Genomic DNA, 16361 nt, shown 5'->3' with positions numbered 1-16361 from the left:
GATGGTGGAGGCGATGACGAACGCCAGGGCGGGTGCGCCCACGATGTATCCGACGGTGCTCTACGACGACGCCCGGAGCGCGATCCGGCAGCTGACCGAAGCCTTCGGGTTCACCCAGGAGGCGCTGCACGAGGACGGGAGCGGCGCGGTGGCGCACGCCGAGCTGTCCTACGGCAACGGGCGGGTGATGCTGGGGTCCAAGGGGCGCGGCGGGCCCTTCGGCGAGGCGATGCGCGGGGCCGGTCCGGTCGGCGTGTACGTGGTGGTCGAGGACACCGACGCCCACTTCGCGCGGGCCTCGGCCGCAGGGGCGGAGATCCTGAAGCCGCCCGCGGACCAGGACTACGGCTCGCGGGACTACCTGGCCCGTGACGTCGAGGGCAACGTCTGGAGCTTCGGGACATATCTGCCGGGTGCCCCGTCGTGAGGCGCCCGGCAGCCTGATCCTGCGCTCACACACCGCCGGTGTGCACCTGGAAGGCCGCGCGGCGCACGGCCTTGGCGAGGGCCGGGTCGGGGTGCGCCGCGGCCAGCGCCACCAGCACCTGGACGGTCCGCGGATGGCCGACGGCGCGTACCTCCGCCAGGAGGCGCGGCACCGAGCCCTGGACCGCCGAGTCGAGGTGCCGGACCAGGAGTTGGGTCTCGCCGTGGTCGGCGACGGCCGCCGCGGTGTCGACCCACAGCCAGGTCGCCTCCTCGCGGGTGAGTACCTCGGGTGCGCTCTCCGGGTCGCCGCCCTCGTGCTCGACCAGCCACAGCAGGGCGTACGGGCGCAGGGCCGGCTCGTCGGCGGCGGCGCGGACGGCGCCCTCGGCGGGGGCGCCGACCGCGCGCAGGGCTTCGAAGGCGAGTCCGCGCAGCAGCGCGTCCTCGCCGCGGGCCACGCTCAGCAGTTCCTCGACGGCGGCGCCGATGGCACGGGCGGCGAGCCAGGCGCGGTATTCGGTCCGGGCCGGTCCCGGGGTGAGCCGGGCGCAGCCGCGCAGCATCGCCTCAGCGGACTGCTCGATATGGCCCGCCGGGCTCTGCGCGGCGACGCAGATCTGCTCCAGCTTGACCCACACCGACCAGCTGCCCAGCGGCGTCAGCAGCGCCTCGTCGCGGCTGTGGGACGCCCGGTGCGCGGCGCCCCGGGCCTCGCCGGGCGGGACCATCGCGCCCACCGTCGTCAGTGCGCCCAGCGCCCAGTCCAGGAGTTCGGCCAGCGAGGCCCCCGCGGCCTCACCCGCCGTCCCGTCGGCGCCGTCGGCGTCGGCCGGGTCCTGTCCGTAGGGGACCTCGCAGCGTTCGGTGCGCAGCTCGGCGACGCGCTGGTCGAGCATGTCCAGCAGGACGGGGAGGCGTACGGGTCCGGCCGACAGATACAGCAGGGACAGCAACTGCGGTACGGCCTCGACGACTTCCGCGACGATGGCGGGTCCGGCCCCGCGCGGGGCGGGGCGGGCCAGCGACCAGGCGTCGAAGAGGGCGACCCAGCCGCGCAGCGCGGCCGTGTCGTCGCGGTCCCAGGCCCGCAGCCGCCAGCCGGGGCGGGCGACGTCGCCGTGCAGCTCGACGAGTCCGGAGAGCCGGGCGCGGTCCCAGTCGGCGCGGACCTGGCGCGGCGTCAACCGCAGCTCCGCGGCGGCGCGTTCCACGGCATCGGCGGGGAGTGCGCCGTCGGGGCCCGCGCGCAGGCCGGTGCCGGTGGCGCCGGGGCCGTCGGCCCAGCGGGCGAGGCGGGCCGCGCCGGCCAGGACGGCGCGGGCCTGCCGGGCCAGTTCGGCCGGCGCAGGCGTGCCCGCGGGCGGGCGGGGCGCCGGACGGGCCGCCCGGGTGGTCACCGCCCGGCGGGCGGCCGCAATCGGTTGACCGGAGACGAGTCGGAGCCGGGAGTCGCGCGGAGTACGGGACGTCACAGGAGCAGTGTTGCCGCTGACGGCCCGAAAGCCCAATCGGAACCCGGCTTGCGATCTTCCCCGGCCGCGCCGCCTCGCCGACCCATCCCTGATGTGGGGAGTTGTCCCCCCGTACGCCCGCCCGTCACCGGAGCGGCGAGGTCACATCAGCGGGGTGAGGAAGCGGCGCAGGGCCTCTTCGTAGCGGGCCGGGTCGGCGTTCCACATCGCGGCGTGCGGGGCGTGCGGGACGGCCTGAAGAGTGATCAGGTCGGCGCGCCGGGCAGCGAAGGAGCGGGAGGGGCCCCAGGGGGCGAGGGTGTCGTCGGGGCCGTGGAAGAGGAGGGTGGGGATGTCCAGCGTGGCCGGATCGACGGCGTCGGCCGGTCGATGGACGGGCAGTCCGGTGATGCCCTCGGCGGCGCGGACGACCAGCGGCAACAGGGCGCGCGGGACCCCCCGGGCGGTCGCCAGCGCGCGCACCGTCGCGTGCCGGTCGAGGACCGGTGAGTCCAGGACGAGCCCGCTGATCCGGTCGCGGAGCGCGGAGTGGGCGGCGGCGCGCAGTGCCATGGTGGCGCCGGTGGACCAGCCGTAGAGGACGACGTCGTGGGCGCCGTAGCGGATCGCATAGCGGATCGCGGCGTCCAGGTCGCGCCATTCGGTGTCGCCGAGGTGGTGGACGCCGTCGGCGGTGGGTGGGGCGCCGGGGTCGTTGCGGTAGGCGAGGTCGAGGACCGGGAGCTGGTGGCGGTGCAGGAACGGCAGGACGGTCATCGGGTGCTCGCGGGTGGTGCCCAGGCCGTGTGCGGTGATGACCCAGGTGTCGCGGAGGCCCGGGACGAACCACGCCGGGAGGGCTCCGAGTTCTCCGGGGACGTCGACGTCGGCGCATTCCAGGCCGAGGGCGTCGCGGGGGTTGCCGATGTACGCCTGCGGGGTCAGCCGCATCCGGGCGCCCGGCCGCAGGGTGCCGTGGGTGACGCGCGTCAGGCGGCGGACGACCGTGTCGGGCCCGTGCGGGGTGCCGTGGACGACGGGGCCGAGGACGGCGTGGCAGCCGGCGCCGGTGAGTCCGTAGACGCCGGGCCGCAGGGAGGCGAAGCTGCGGGTCAGGGTGATCAGGTCGTCGGTGAAGGAGTGAACCGTGAGGCGGGAGTCGCCTGGCAGAGGGTGGTCGGGGGACGGTTTCAGGGCAACATCGCCGGCGTACCGGCCGACGGCCACGGCTGCCACGGCGGCCCCGATCACGGTGGCGGCGGCCGCTGCCGCCGCGGTACCCCTTCGCATCTCTCCAGTGTGCAAAGGGGCGCCCGGTGCGGCCAGCGGGGCGGGAGCGGGCGGGTGACGCCGCGGCCGCGCCGGGCACGGCGGCACCCCCGGGCGGGCCGGGCCGGTCAACGCCTCTGGCCGTAGCCGCCGAGCTTTTCGCGGGCCTCCTCGAGCTGGGCGGCCGACAGCAGGCTGGGCGTGTGCCCCGGTACGGAGCTCGCGGTGAGCCAGACGCGGCACATCCACTCCAGCTGGGCGGTGCGGTCGAGCGCCTGCCGGAGGCCGTCGCCGTAGGTGAGGGTGCCGTGGTTCCGGAGCAGGCAGCCGGTGCGGTCGCGCAGCGCCTCGAGCATGCCCGCGGCGAGCTCCTCGGTGCCGTAGAGGGCGTAGGGGGCGACGCGGACCGGGCCGCCGAGGGCCGCCGCCATGTAGTGGATCGGCGGGAGCTCGGGGACGAGGGTGGAGACCGCGGTCGCGTACGGGGCGTGGGTGTGGACGACGGCGGTGGCCCCGGTGGCGCGGTAGACCGCCAGGTGCAGGGGGAGTTCGCTGGTCGGGCGGAGCGAGCCGATGACCTGACGGCCGTCGAGGCCGACCGCGGTGGTGTCGCCGGGGCCGAGCCGGTCGTAGGGGACGCCGGTGGGGGTGACCAGGATCAGGTCCTTGATGCGGCAGGAGACGTTTCCGGAGGTGCCGGCGACCAGGCCGTCGGCGACGGTGCGGCGGGCCGTGTCGACCAGTTCGCCCCAGGCTTCGGCGATGCGGTCGGGGTGGTCGGTCATGGTGTCCTCCGGCGCGGTGGCGGCGAGAGCGGATGCGTGCGCGACACCGTACGGGCAGGCCGGGGCACGGTACGCCACAAGCACGCCTGTCCGGTATCCGCCGTATGGAGCTAAAGGCACCCCTCGCCGCAATTGGCCTGATATAAGCCGTCTTGGGGTGGCCGGCCGTTAACGTCGGACAGGAGTTGCCGAACCGGCACCCGTCACCAGCTTCGAGGTGACCCATGGCCCATGCGCCAGACCCGCACCGCACGACGTCCGACCGCCCGCCGCCGCGGGCCGCGACCCGCCGCCCGCGCCGGCCCCGCGCCGCACTCCCCCCGCCCCGGCCGCGGCCCCGGCGGCGTCTGCGCCTGATAGCCACGCGCCGCCTCCGGGTGACCGGGACCGCTGGAATCGCCTGGCGGCGCAGCCCAGGAAGTTTGCCAACGGGTGAGACGGAAGTGACGTCAGAGACACCTCCGCGTGAACCCTGCGGGGGTGTCACTACCGAGCCCCTCGTAGTTCACTTTCCGTTCACCCACTCTCCGTACGGTCCGAGCGACACTGACCACCGAACTGATTGCCGGGTGAATGGAACACATCACGCTTCTCATCGGGATCGTGATCGTCACGGCCTTGGTGTTCGACTTTACGAACGGCTTCCACGACACGGCCAACGCAATGGCCACCACCATCTCCACCGGGGCCTTGCGACCCAAGACCGCGGTGGCGATGTCGGCAGTGCTCAACCTCGTCGGCGCGTTCCTGTCCGTGGAGGTGGCCAAGACCATCTCCGGCGGAATCATCGATGAGAGCGTCGGCATCAGACCTGAAGTGATCTTCGCCGGCCTGGTCGGCGCGATCGTCTGGAACATGCTGACCTGGCTCGCCGGGCTGCCCTCCAGTTCCTCCCACGCCCTCTTCGGCGGTCTGATCGGCGCGACCCTGGTGTCGGTGGGCACCGGCGGTGTGCACGGCAGCGCCGTGGTGATGAAGGTCCTCATCCCGGCGGTGGCCGCGCCGATCGTCGCGGGTCTCGCCGCGATGGCCGCGACCCGGCTCACCTACCGGCTGAGCCGCAACCGTGCCGAGGCGGAGACCGCCAAGGGCTACCGCGCCGGGCAGATCGCCTCGGCCGCCCTGGTCTCGCTCGCCCACGGCACCAACGACGCGCAGAAGACGATGGGTGTGATCACCCTGGCGCTGATCACCGGCGGTGTGGTCGCCCCGCACGCCGACCCGCCGCTGTGGGTCATCGCCTCCGCCGGCATGGCCATCGCCCTCGGCACGTACCTGGGCGGCTGGCGGATCATCCGCACGATGGGCAAGGGCATCACCGACATCCAGCCGCCGCAGGGCTTCGCCGCCCAGACCGGCGCGGCGGCCACCATCCTGGCCTCCTCCCACCTCGGCTTCGCGCTCTCCACCACCCAGGTCTGCTCCGGTTCCGTGATGGGCTCCGGGCTGGGCCGCAAGGGCGGCGTCGTGCGCTGGTCGACGGCCGGGCGGATGGTCCTCGCCTGGTGCCTGACGCTGCCGGCGGCCGGTGCGGTCGCGGCGGGCGCCGCGTTCCTGGCCGGCCGGGGCGACTGGGGCGTGGCGGCGGTCGCCGTCCTCGGCCTGGCGATCTGCGGCACGATCTGGGCCGCCTCCCGGCGCAAGCCCGTCGACCACAGCAATGTCAACGACGGTCCGGCCGCGGAGCCGGCCGGCGTGGTGACCACCGCGCTGCAGACCGTCTCGCCGCCTCCGGCTCGCTCGGCGTCGGCACCGTCCGACGAGCCGGACGCCCCCGACGCGACGGCTCCGGAGACGGCGGCGGACACCCCCGCAGCCGCTCCCGCCCCGCGCAAGAAGACCGCTACGGTCGCCCGCTAGCGCCGACCTCCCGTAAGGAACACGGAACACATGAGCATCGACTGGGCAGCTCTCGGCCAGGTCTTCGGCGTCACTCTCGCGGTGACGGTCGGGATCGTGGGCCTGTTCACCGTCGGCATCGTCGGGACGTCCCGCAGGCCGGGCCACGAGGGCGACGCGGCCACGGCCGCCGCTCCGGGTGCGGGCATGCGGGCCGGGGCGATGGCCGCCTTCGCCCTGTGCGCGGCGGCCGTGACGTACGGCATCTATCTGATCGTCGCCGCCTGAGCGCCGGACGACGGCGCTCACCGGCGACACCGGCAGGGGCGCTCAGCGACCGCGGGGATCTCCCCGGCCGCTGAGCGCCTCGTCCGCTTCCTTGGCCAGTTCGTCCGCGATGGCCGTGCCGTCCTGGCTGTCGAGGTACTCGGAGACCCGGATCTGCACGACCTTGCTGAAGGTCTGGTAGTGGGCGCTGCGCGGCCGGGGGGCGGCCGCCCGGAGCGCCGCGTACAGGGTCTTGGTGTAGGGCGGCTCCTGGCCGGGGCGCGGTGCCGACGGCCGGGTGGCGCCCCGCTCGGCGCGCTCGGCGTCCCCGGGCGGCAGCGGGCAGGCGGGGGCGGATGCCCCCGCCCGGTAGGCGGAATCGCGGGTCGCGGCGAACCCCCGCTCCAGCAGGCAGCGTTCGCTGCCCCGGTCGGTCAGCGCCTCGATGAGTTCCCGGGCGCCCTCGGGCCGGGCGCTGTGGGCGGAGATCGCGAGGTTCTGCCCGCCCAGGACGGACATCCGTTTGCCGTCGGAGGGGCGGGCGGGCAGCTCGGCGACGTCGAACTGCTCGCCGGGCGTGAGCTTCTCGGCCACCGAGGTGTACTCGACGGGCCAGTTGCGCATGAACAGCGCGCGGCCGTCGGCGAACCAGCGGCGGCTCTCGGTCTCGTCCATCGTCGTGGCCTCGTGCGGCATGATCGAGTCCAGCCGGAGCTTGAGGTCGTTGACGCCCTGCTGGAGCGAGCCGACCTGCTCGCCCTTGGTGAAGCTGGTGGCGTCCGGATCGCCGCCGTAGGTCCAGGCGGACTCCAGGGTGTTGACGGTCAGCCCTTCGTACGGGCGCAGCTGGGCGACCATGCCGTACAGCCTGGGGGGCTTGCGGCCGCCCCCCGGAGCGCGGGCGGTCCTGCGGTTGTACGCCCCCGCGACCTGGACGGCGATGTCCTTGAGGTCGCCCCAGTTGGCGGGGGGCCGGTCGTGGCCGAACTCGTGCAGGATGTCCTTGCGGTAGTAGAGCAACCCGGCATCGGTGTTGAAGGGGACCCCCCACACCTCCCCGTCGTACTGCACCGTCTTGACCACGCTGTCGAGGAAGTCTCCGTCCAGGGCGGCGCCCCACGGGCGGATCACGCCGGCCTCGGCGAACTCCGCCGTCCAGGCCACATCGATGTTGAGCACGTCGTAGCCGCCGTTGCCGGACTGGCCGGCCGCCAGCAGCTGGCTGCGCTGGCCGTCGGCGGTGTCGGGGAGCTTGACGATCCGCACCGTGCGGCCGGTGCGCTTCTCGAAGGCGCGGATCAGGTCCTGGCGGACACCGGAGCTGCTCAGGTCGCTGCCGGTGGCCAGGACGATCGCGCCCTTCTCGGGTGCGGGCCCGGCGTCCGAGGTGCAGCCGCTCGCGGCCACCAGCAGGGTCAGGCCGGCCAGGGCGGCGGTCAGGGCGGTGCGCGGTGCGGTCATCGCTCCCCCTTCGCGGCGGTGCCGATGGAGGCGACGAAGCCGGCGAGTTGGTCGGGGGCGTCCGGCCCCTCGGGCACGCAGCGGCCCCCGGAGGCCCCGGTCAGCCCCTGCAGGGCGAAGGTGTCGCAGCCGGAGCGGCCCATCGCCAGCGTCAGGACCGGCACGTCGGGTCCCCCCTTCAGCAGCCCGGTGAGTGTCTTCTCGACGTCGGCCGCGCGCCGCGGTCCGGTGCCGTCGTCCTGGTCGAGGATGAGCACGATCGCGTTGTGGGTGCCCTTGGCGTGCTTCATCGTGCGTACCGCGGCGGTCAACGCCTCCGCCATCGCGGCGCCGTGGTCGACGAGCCCGCCGCCCGCGATCCGCGCCAGCGCCGCCTTGCCTTCGGCCGGGTCGGCGCTGCCGAGCGGTACGGCCTGGTGGACCGCGTCGGGGTCGTCGGGGTGGGCGCGGTCCGGGAAGGTCCACAGCCCGTAGGTGTGGTGGGCGCCGGCCATCTCCAGCGCCCGGCCCGCCGCGCCGACGGCGATCGGCAGTTTGCCGCCGTCGGCCATCGAGGTGGAGGTGTCCATCAGGATCAGCACCTGGCTCGACTTCTGCGCCTTGTGGTAGCCGTCGAGGACCTCCGACACCTGGTCCGGGTCGGCGGTGAAGGGGGTGACCCCGGCGTCGGGGTCGACCTCCGCGCGGCTGTCCAGCAGTGGTGAGCCGCGGGGCGGCTGCGGCATCGTGCCGTCCTCTCCGGGCACCCCGCGGTAGCCCTGCGCGGTGAGGGTGCGCTGGCCGCCGTCCGGGGTGCGCAGCCACCGGGCGAAGCGGCCGACCGCGGCCTGCCGGGGGGTGGCGTCGGCGGCGCCGCGCCAGTCGACCCGGATCAGGGGGTGATCGAGGGCCGGGACGTTCTTGGGGTAGTAGGCGGCGTAGCGGTTGCCGGGGCCGAGCGGGGCGGGCAGGGCCGGGCAACTTCCGGTGGCCCGGCCGAGGTTGAAGTCGGCGAGGGACTTCTCGGAGACCAGCGGCGCGGAGGTGGCCGCGGCCTGCGGGCCGGCCCCGCCGCCGCCGATGCCGTTCACGCCGGGGCGCAGCGAGCACAGGAGCTCGGTGCTGCCCGCGTACTGGCTGCCCGGCGCGGACAGCCGGCTCTCGGCGCGGTCGGCGAGGGCGGTGTCGGGGCCGGGCGTGCCCGAGGAGCCGATGGCGGAGCCGTCGTTGGCGAGGTAGAGGCCGATGGTGTGCAGCAGGCCGGTACCGGACAGGACGGGGCTGGGCCGCAGGAGTTCGAGGTGCCCGCGGTCGGCCCCGGTGAGCAGGTCCCGCCAGGGGGCGCCGGCCCGTTCGACGTCGTCCAGCCGCTTCTTCGACGGAATGCCGACGACGAGCGGGGTGTAGGCGACCGGGCCGGTGTTGCGCAGCGTCGCGGGGGATCCGCCGGCCGGCATCAGGCGGCGGGCCTCGTCGTAGTCGGCGGTCGACTCGGGGATCCACAGGTCGGGCTGCGGGCCCGGCCGGTGGAGGGGCTCGACGCCCTTGCCGTCCGGCCCGCTCCGGCCGGTGCCCCGCGCCTCGCCCTGCCAGCGGTCGGCGGCGGCGAAGCCCTGGTCTGTCTGGTCCTTGGCGGCGGAGTAGACGGTGATCTGGGCGCGCCGGCACCCGTCGGGGTAGTCGCTCTCGCCGGACAGGGGGCGGATGTTGGCGGCGGACATCTCGTAGTCGAAGGCGACCCGGCGCAGGGTCGCCTCGGCCTCGGGGTCGGTGAGCAGCCGCAGTTCGAGGGCGGGCGGACAGGGCGGTGCGGCGCCGGGGAGGTTCAGCAGGACGACGCCCGCGGTGGCCGGCACGAAGACGATCGCCAGGGTGAGCAGGAGGCGGATCCAGTGCTGGAGCACCGGGTTGAGCCAGCGGCGTAAGCGGACCCGCAGTGGGGTCGGGGGCCGGACCTCGGGAGTGGCGAAGGAGAGGACGACGTCGTCGGTGGTGTTCTGCTTCGCCGAGCGGGGCTCCCAGACGTCGCCCATCGGGGTCCGCTCGTCGGCGAGTTCCTCGCGCAGCGCCTGTACGAGGTCGTCGAAGGCGACGAAGCGCCTGCCGGGTATGCCGCGTTCGAGGACCGCGACCACGGCGCGGGTGAAGACGCTGCCGCCGGCCGGTTCCTCGCCGCTGAAGATCCGGCGGTTGGGCTGCGCGGCCATCAGCAGCGAGAGGGGTCTGCGGCAGCGGTGGACGGCTTCGCCGGCGTTTCCGGCGTAGCAGCACTCCAGGACGACGACGATCCGGTCGGCACGGGCGTTGTCCAGGTAGGGCAGCACCGTGTCCTGCCAGGAGACGGTCTTGTGCAGCCGGGACCTCGAGGCGCCGACCATCAGCTGGAGATTGCCGCCGTCCGGGCCGACCCGGCCGTGGCCGGAGAAGTACACCAGCAGCAGGCCGCGTGCCTCGTCGGTGACGGCGTCCAGCGCCTGCTCCACCTCCCACGGCTCCTGGGCCTTGCAGACGCGGACCTCGTCCTCGGTGAACAGATCGGTGCCGGGGTCGGCAAGGACGCGCCGGAGCTGTTCGGCGTTGTCCCGCACCGCGGGCAGCGGGCGGAGGTTCTTGTAGTCGCCGACACAGATCAGCAGCGCCCGGTTGGTCTTGCCGCGCGCGTCGTATTCGGACATCCGCTCAGTCCCCGGCGGTGCTGCCGCCCTCGGCGCCGCCGAGCTCGCGCAGTGCACCGTCGCCCTCGCCGACCACGACGGCGGGTTCCTCGCCCGCGGAGCGCTCCTCCTTGCGCCGCCGCAGCCACTCCTGCAGGGCGATGGTCAGGCTCTTGGTGATCTCCGCGGCGACCGCGCCGACGACCACGAGGATCACGTCGTCCACGCCGACGGCCATGTCGGCGGGGCCGGCCTCGTCGGCGCCCTCGGCCGCCGGCCGCGGGCGCAGCGCCCAGTCGTGCCGACGGCTGGTCAGCCACGGCTCCCGCTCCAGCCACGCCCGCAGGTCCGCACCGTCCTGTTCCGGATTGTGCGTGCCTGTGATCCTGATGCGGATCTCCTGGCGGATCTCGTCTCGGTCAGCGCTGTCCGGCATCCCCCGGCCCCCCTTCCGGCGGGCCCCATCGCCCACCGTGCACCAGATGGTGGCGCGGGACCGGGCCCAGGGGCAACCGTCGGTGACGCACCGGACACCCTGTGGCCCGCGCCACACCCCCTGCCACAGGGCTGCGTCGCAGGTCAAGGGTGAGTTGACGGGCATTCGCGGGGCGTGGTGGACTGCCCGGGCCATTCGGCGACAGCTGAGGAAGTCCGGTGCGAATCCGGCGCGGTCCCGCCACTGTCACCGGGGAGCGTTCCTCCAGCGAAGGTCACGGTCCGTCGCGCGCCTGCCCGAAGGGGTCGGTGGGTACGGACTGGAAGGCCGGGGGAAGCGCCGATCCGGGAGCCAGGAGACTCTTGTCGCCGTCACGTCGAGCCAGGGCGCGGACCCTGAGTGAGGACATATCACCATGCCCGGCCGCCGTTCGAGATGCCCGCGCCCTGCCGTCGCCGTGTCCCTTCGAGGCCAGACGGCGGCCTGATCCGATGCGCGGCGAACACGCGGCCTACGCGTGCGGCGCGGCCCTCGGCTTCCTCGGTGACCTGATCGTGGCGGACCCTCGGCGCGGCCATCCGGTGGCCGCCTTCGGCCGGGCCGCGGGCGCCGTCGAGCGTCGACTGTGGCGCGACCACCGCGGATACGGGGCGGCGCACGCACTGTTGTGCGCGGGCGGCGCGGCCGCCGGTGCCGCACTCCTGCAGCGCGCCGTGCACGGCAGCCTCCCGGCGCGGACCGCGGTGACCGCCGCGACCGTCTGGGCGGTGCTCGGCGGCACCTCGCTCGGCCGGGAGGCGCGGGCGGTCGGCGGTGCGCTGGAGGCGGGCGACCTGGACGTGGCGCGGGAGCGGCTGCCGCATCTGTGCGGCCGCGATCCGCAGGCGCTGGACGGCCCGCAGATGGCCCGCGCGGTGGTGGAGTCGGTCGCGGAGAACACCTCGGACGCGGTGGTGGGCGCCCTGGTGTGGGGCGCGCTCGGCTCGGTGCCCGGCCTGGTGGCGTTCCGTGCCGTGAACACCCTGGACGCGATGGTCGGTCACAGGTCGCCGCGCTACCGGCGGTTCGGCTGGGCCTCGGCCCGCCTCGACGACGTGGCCGGGTGGCCCGGCTCCCGGCTGACCGCCGCGCTGACCGTCCTCGCGGGCCCCGACCGGCGCGGTGCGCTGCGGGCCTGGCGGGCCGACGGTGGTGCGCACCCGAGCCCCAACGCGGGCCCGGTGGAGGCTTCGTTCGCGGGCGCGCTCGGCGTCCGGCTGGGCGGCACCCTGACCTACGGCGGCCGGGTGGAACACCGCCCGGTGCTCAACGGCGCGGCGCCGCCACCGGACGTGGCCGACATCGCACGGGCGGTGCGGCTCTCGCGGCGGGTGAACGCTCTGGCGCTGGCGGCGACGGTGGCGGGACGGCTGGCGTTCGGCGCCGCACGGCTCAGGAGGAGGACCCGGTGAACGGGCACATGACGGGAGCGGCTCCGGCCCTCGGCGGTGGTCTGCTGGTGGCCGGTACGACGTCCGACGCGGGCAAGAGCGTGGTGACGGCGGGCATCTGCCGCTGGCTGGCCCGGCAGGGCGTGCGCGTGGCGCCGTTCAAGGCGCAGAACATGTCGCTCAACTCCTTCGTGACGCGCGAGGGGGCGGAGATCGGGCGGGCGCAGGCGATGCAGGCGGCCGCGGCGCGGGTGGAGCCGACCGCGCTGATGAACCCCGTACTGCTCAAGCCGGGCAGCGACCGCAGCAGCCAGGTGGTGCTGCTGGGCAAGCCGGTGGGCGAGCTCAGTGCGCGCGGCTACCACGCGGGACGGCAGGAACAGCTGCTCGGCACGGTGACCGACTGCCTGACCGAGCTGCGGCGCACCCATGACGCGGTGATCTGCGAGGGGGCCGGCAGCCCCGCCGAGATCAATCTGCGCCGCACCGACATCGTGAACATGGGCATCGCGCGGGCCGGCCGGCTGCCCGTCGTGATCGTCGGGGACATCGACCGCGGCGGCGTCTTCGCCTCCTTCTTCGGGACCACGGCGCTGCTCTCGCGCGAGGACCAGGAGCTGGTGGCGGGGTATCTCGTCAACAAGTTCCGGGGCGACGTGAGCCTGCTGGAGCCCGGGCTGGAGATGATGCGGCAGCTGAGCGGCCGGCCGACGCTGGGCGTCCTGCCGTACGCGCACGGCCTGGGCATCGACGAGGAGGACGGGCTGCGGGTGTCGCTGCGCGGCGCGGTCCGCGAGTCGGTGGTGGCTCCGCCGGTCGGCGCGGACGTGCTGCGGGTCGCGGTGTGTGCGGTCCCCCTGATGTCCAACTTCACGGACGTGGACGCGCTGGCCGCCGAGCCGGGCGTCGTGGTGCGCTTCGTGGACCGCGCCGAGGAGCTGGTGGACGCGGACCTGGTGGTCCTGCCCGGCACCCGCGGCACGGTCCGGGCCCTGCAGTGGCTGCGCGAGCGCGGGCTGGCCGACGCCATCGCCCGGCGGGCCGCCGAGGGGCGCCCGGTGCTGGGCATCTGCGGCGGCTTCCAGATGCTCGGCGAGCACATCGAGGACGCGGTCGAGTCGCGGGCCGGCGAGGTCGACGGCCTGGGACTGCTGCCGGTGCGGGTGCGCTTCGCGGTCGGTAAGACGCTGGCCCGGCCGTCCGGTGAGGCGCTCGGCGAGCCGGTGGAGGGGTACGAGATCCACCACGGCGTGGCCGAGGTGACCGGCGGCGAGGCGTTCTTCTCCGACGGCCGGGGAAACAGCCTGGACGGCTGCCGGACCGGCGCCGTCTGGGGCACCCACTGGCACGGCTCGCTGGAGAGCGACGGCTTCCGGCGGGCGTTCCTGCGCCGGGTGGCGGCCGACGCGGGCCGGGCGTTCGTACCGGCCCCCGACACCAGCTTCGGTGCGCTGCGCGAGGAGCAGCTGGACCGGCTCGGCGATCTGATCGAGGAGCACGCGGACACGGACGCGCTGCTGCGGCTGATCGAGAAGGGGGTGCCCGCGGGGCTGCCGTTCGTGCCGCCCGGGGCGCCCCGCCCACTTGACGCGTCCGACCACAGCAATTCCCTTGAAGGGGGTACCCGTTAATGGCATCGGTCTCCTATCCGTTCACCGCGGTCGTCGGGATGGACGACATGCGGCTCGGCCTGCTGCTGAACGCGATCTCACCGGCCATCGGCGGGGTGCTCGTCCGGGGTGAGAAGGGCACCGCGAAGTCGACGATGGTGCGTGGCCTGACGGCGCTGATGCCCGACGTCGACGTCGTCGGCGGCTGCCGCTTCTCCTGCGCCCCCGGGGCGCCCGACCCGGGCTGCCCCGACGGCCCCCACGCGGCGGACGCCGGGGAGCGGCGCCCGGCGCGGATGGTCGAACTCCCCGTCGGCGCCTCCGAGGACCGCCTGGTGGGCGCGCTGGACATCGAACGGGCGCTGTCGGACGGTGTGAAGTCCTTCGAGCCCGGCCTGCTGGCCGACGCGCACCGCGGGGTGCTGTACGTCGACGAGGTCAACCTGCTGCACGACCATCTGGTGGACCTTCTCCTGGACGCCGCCGCCATGGGCGCGTCCTACGTGGAGCGCGAGGGCGTCTCGGTGCGGCACGCCGCCCGCTTCCTCCTCGTCGGCACCATGAACCCCGAAGAGGGCGAGCTGCGGCCCCAGTTGCTGGACCGGTTCGGGCTGACCGTCGAGGTCGCGGCCTCGCGCGAGCCGGAGCAGCGGGTCGAGGTGGTGCGGCGCAGGCTGGCGTACGACGACGATCCGGCCGCCTTCGCCGGGAGCTGGGCCGAGGAGGAGGCGGCGCTGCGCGACCGCATCGCCGCGGCCCGGGGCCTGCTGCCGTCCGTCCGGCTCGGTGATGCGGCGCTGCGGCAGATCGCCGCGACCTGCGCCGCGTTCGAGGTGGACGGCATGCGGGCGGACATCGTGATGGCCCGGACGGCCACTGCCCTGGCCGCCTGGGCGGGACGGTCCGAGGTGCGCTCGGAGGATGTGCGGCAGGCCGCGCTGCTGGCGCTGCCGCACCGCAGGCGCCGCAACCCGTTCGACGCCCCCGGCCTGGACGAGGACAAGCTGGACGAGACGCTGGAGGAGTCCGGCGGCGGGGACGACCCGGAGCCCGAGCCGGAGGGCCCGGACGACGGTCCCGACGGTCCCGGCGGCGGCCCGGACGGGCCCGGCCCCGGCGGCGGTGCGCCGCCGCAGGACGGCGGGCAGCAGGAGCCCCGCGAGCAGACACCGCCGTCCGCTCCGGAGGCGGACGGCGACGAGGCGGGGCCGCTCCCCGAGCAGCGGCCCGCCGAGACCGAGCAGCCCGCCGCCGCGCCCGCGGCCCAGCAGGCCGCCGTCGGCGCCGCCGACCCGTTCCGTACCCGACGGCTGGACGTGCCGGGCCTGGGCGAGGGCGCCGACGGGCGCCGGTCCCGGGCCCGTACCGCGCACGGCCGTACCACCGGGGCCCGGCGTCCCCGGGGCGCCCTGGGGAAGCTGCACCTGGCGGCGACGGTCCAGGCCGCGGCGCCGCACCAGCGGGCGCGCGGCCGGAGCGGGCGGGGGCTGGTGGTGCGCCGGGACGATCTGCGCGAGGCGGTGCGCGAGGGCCGCGAGGGCAATCTGGTGCTGTTCGTCGTGGACGCCTCCGGCTCGATGGCCGCACGCAAGCGGATGGGCGCGGTCAAGGGCGCGGTGCTGTCGCTGCTGATGGACGCCTACCAGCGGCGGGACAAGATCGGCATGATCACCTTTCGGGGGAAGGGCGCCGAGCTGGCGCTGCCCCCGACCTCCTCGGTCGAGGCGGGTGCGGCACGGCTGGAGCAGCTGCCGACGGGCGGCCGGACGCCGCTGTCGGAGGGGCTGCTGCGGGCCCACGAGGTACTGCGGGTGGAACGGCTGCGCGATGCCACGCGGCGCCCGCTGCTGGTGGTCGTGACGGACGGTCGGGCGACCGGCGGGCCGGAGCCGCTGGTGCGGGCCCGCCGCGCGGCGGGGCTGCTGGCCGCGCAGGGCACCGCTTCGGTGGTCGTGGACTGCGAGGCGGGGCCGGTCCGGCTGGGCCTGGCCGGCGAGCTGGCCGCGGCGCTGCAGGGCACCGCCGTCACCCTCGACGAACTGCGCGCGGACAACGTCTCCGCGCTCGTACGGACCGTGCAGGGCAAGCCCGTTCATCCGCACGGCCTCGTTCACCCCAACAGGAAGGCCGCGTAATGCCACAAGGACAGCCGTCCGCCGTACCGAACGACGGGCTCACCACGCGTCAGCGCCGCAACCGTCCGCTGGTCTTCGTCCACACGGGCCAGGGCAAGGGCAAGTCCACCGCAGCCTTCGGGCTGGCGCTGCGGGCATGGAACCAGGGCTGGCCGGTCGGTGTTTTCCAGTTCGTGAAGTCGGCGAAGTGGAAGGTCGGGGAGGAGCGGGCGCTGAAGGTGCTCGGCGAATCCGGCGAGGGCGGCAGCGTCGCCTGGCACAAGATGGGCGAGGGCTGGTCCTGGGTGCAGCGCGACATCGCTTCCAGCGAGGACGCGGCGCGCGAGGGCTGGGAGCAGGTCAAGCGGGATCTGGCCGCCGAGACGTACAAGCTGCTGGTGCTGGACGAGTTCGCGTACCCGCTGAAGTGGGGCTGGATCGACACCGACGAGGTGGTCTCCGTGCTGCGCGACCGCCCCGGCACCCAGCACGTCGTCATCACCGGGCGGGGCGCCCCCGAGCCGCTGCTGGACTTCGCGGACCTGGTGACGGACATGACGAAGGTCAAGCACCCGATGGACGCGGGCCAGAAGGGCCAGCGGGGCATCGAATGGTGAGCCGGGCACGAACGGTGAGC

13 protein-coding genes and 1 riboswitch are annotated in these 16361 nt (G+C 74.7%); of the genes, 7 read left to right on the top strand and 6 right to left on the bottom strand.

The annotated features are described in order from the left end of the window. Positions 1 to 13: 13 nt before the first annotated feature. A complete protein-coding gene (locus tag ACGFML_RS35085) occupies positions 14 to 427 on the top strand; it encodes a VOC family protein (RefSeq protein ID WP_393549721.1) in 414 nt (137 codons plus the stop codon). 25 nt (positions 428 to 452) lie between these two features. Here the strand turns inward: ACGFML_RS35085 and ACGFML_RS35080 are convergent, their stop codons facing one another. From ACGFML_RS35080 to ACGFML_RS35070, 3 genes are all read right to left on the bottom strand, one after another. Further along, positions 453 to 1901 carry a hypothetical protein gene (locus tag ACGFML_RS35080; protein ID WP_393549720.1) on the bottom strand — a complete coding sequence of 483 codons (1449 nt, stop codon included), beginning with the start codon at positions 1899 to 1901 and terminating at the stop codon, positions 453 to 455. A gap of 141 nt (positions 1902 to 2042) precedes the next feature. Continuing rightward, the gene (locus ACGFML_RS35075; protein WP_393549719.1) at positions 2043 to 3170 is read right to left on the bottom strand and encodes an alpha/beta hydrolase; all 1128 of its coding nucleotides are present in this window, start codon (positions 3168 to 3170) and stop codon (positions 2043 to 2045) included. Between the two features lie 107 nt (positions 3171 to 3277). After that, the gene (locus tag ACGFML_RS35070; protein WP_393549775.1) at positions 3278 to 3934 is read right to left on the bottom strand and encodes a class II aldolase/adducin family protein; all 657 of its coding nucleotides are present in this window, start codon (positions 3932 to 3934) and stop codon (positions 3278 to 3280) included. A 573-nt stretch (positions 3935 to 4507) separates the two neighbouring features. On the opposite strand from ACGFML_RS35070, the gene ACGFML_RS35065 reads away from it, so the two are divergent. Together ACGFML_RS35065 and ACGFML_RS35060 are read left to right on the top strand one after the other, a co-directional pair. Further along, positions 4508 to 5794, top strand: a complete 1287-nt coding sequence (locus ACGFML_RS35065) for an anion permease (RefSeq protein WP_393549718.1) — start codon at positions 4508 to 4510, stop codon at positions 5792 to 5794. Between the two features lie 30 nt (positions 5795 to 5824). Further along, complete coding sequence (locus ACGFML_RS35060) at positions 5825 to 6061, top strand: hypothetical protein (protein ID WP_393549717.1); 237 nt, start codon at positions 5825 to 5827, stop codon at positions 6059 to 6061. Positions 6062 to 6103: 42 nt separating this feature from the next. On the opposite strand, the gene ACGFML_RS35055 is transcribed toward ACGFML_RS35060, so the two are convergent. From ACGFML_RS35055 to ACGFML_RS35045, 3 genes are read right to left on the bottom strand one after another with little or no spacing between them, the layout of a single operon-like run. Beyond that, positions 6104 to 7501, bottom strand: coding sequence for an extracellular solute-binding protein (locus tag ACGFML_RS35055; protein ID WP_393549716.1), 1398 nt, complete (start codon positions 7499 to 7501; stop codon positions 6104 to 6106). Then, on the bottom strand, positions 7498 to 10155 hold the full coding sequence (locus ACGFML_RS35050; RefSeq protein WP_393549715.1) for a caspase family protein: 2658 nt from the start codon (positions 10153 to 10155) through the stop codon (positions 7498 to 7500). The genes ACGFML_RS35055 and ACGFML_RS35050 overlap by 4 nt, the downstream gene beginning before the upstream one ends. Positions 10156 to 10159: 4 nt before the next feature. Continuing rightward, entirely contained in the window at positions 10160 to 10570 is a 411-nt protein-coding gene (locus tag ACGFML_RS35045) for a hypothetical protein (protein WP_393549714.1), read from the bottom strand. 206 nt (positions 10571 to 10776) lie between these two features. Then, positions 10777 to 10932: riboswitch (cobalamin riboswitch) on the top strand. A gap of 129 nt (positions 10933 to 11061) precedes the next feature. On the opposite strand from ACGFML_RS35045, the gene ACGFML_RS35040 reads away from it, so the two are divergent. The 4 genes from ACGFML_RS35040 to cobO are packed head-to-tail and all read left to right on the top strand — an operon-like array spanning position 11062 to position 16341. Beyond that, a complete protein-coding gene (locus tag ACGFML_RS35040; protein ID WP_393549713.1) occupies positions 11062 to 12021 on the top strand; it encodes a cobalamin biosynthesis protein in 960 nt (319 codons plus the stop codon). A gap of 8 nt (positions 12022 to 12029) precedes the next feature. Further along, positions 12030 to 13631: a cobyric acid synthase gene (locus ACGFML_RS35035; RefSeq protein ID WP_393549774.1), complete on the top strand. Its 1602-nt coding sequence runs from the start codon at positions 12030 to 12032 to the stop codon at positions 13629 to 13631. Beyond that, positions 13631 to 15745: a putative cobaltochelatase gene (locus ACGFML_RS35030; protein ID WP_393549712.1), complete on the top strand. Its 2115-nt coding sequence runs from the start codon at positions 13631 to 13633 to the stop codon at positions 15743 to 15745. Before ACGFML_RS35035 ends, ACGFML_RS35030 begins: the two co-directional genes overlap by 1 nt. Next, positions 15745 to 16341: a cob(I)yrinic acid a,c-diamide adenosyltransferase gene (gene cobO, locus ACGFML_RS35025; protein WP_393549711.1), complete on the top strand. Its 597-nt coding sequence runs from the start codon at positions 15745 to 15747 to the stop codon at positions 16339 to 16341. The genes ACGFML_RS35030 and cobO overlap by 1 nt, the downstream gene beginning before the upstream one ends. The last annotated feature ends 20 nt before the right edge of the window (positions 16342 to 16361 follow it).

The organism is Streptomyces sp. NPDC048650 (assembly GCF_043199095.1).
In the GTDB taxonomy this organism is placed as follows: domain Bacteria; phylum Actinomycetota; class Actinomycetes; order Streptomycetales; family Streptomycetaceae; genus Streptomyces.
This window is presented reverse-complemented; position numbering and strand designations above follow the sequence as displayed.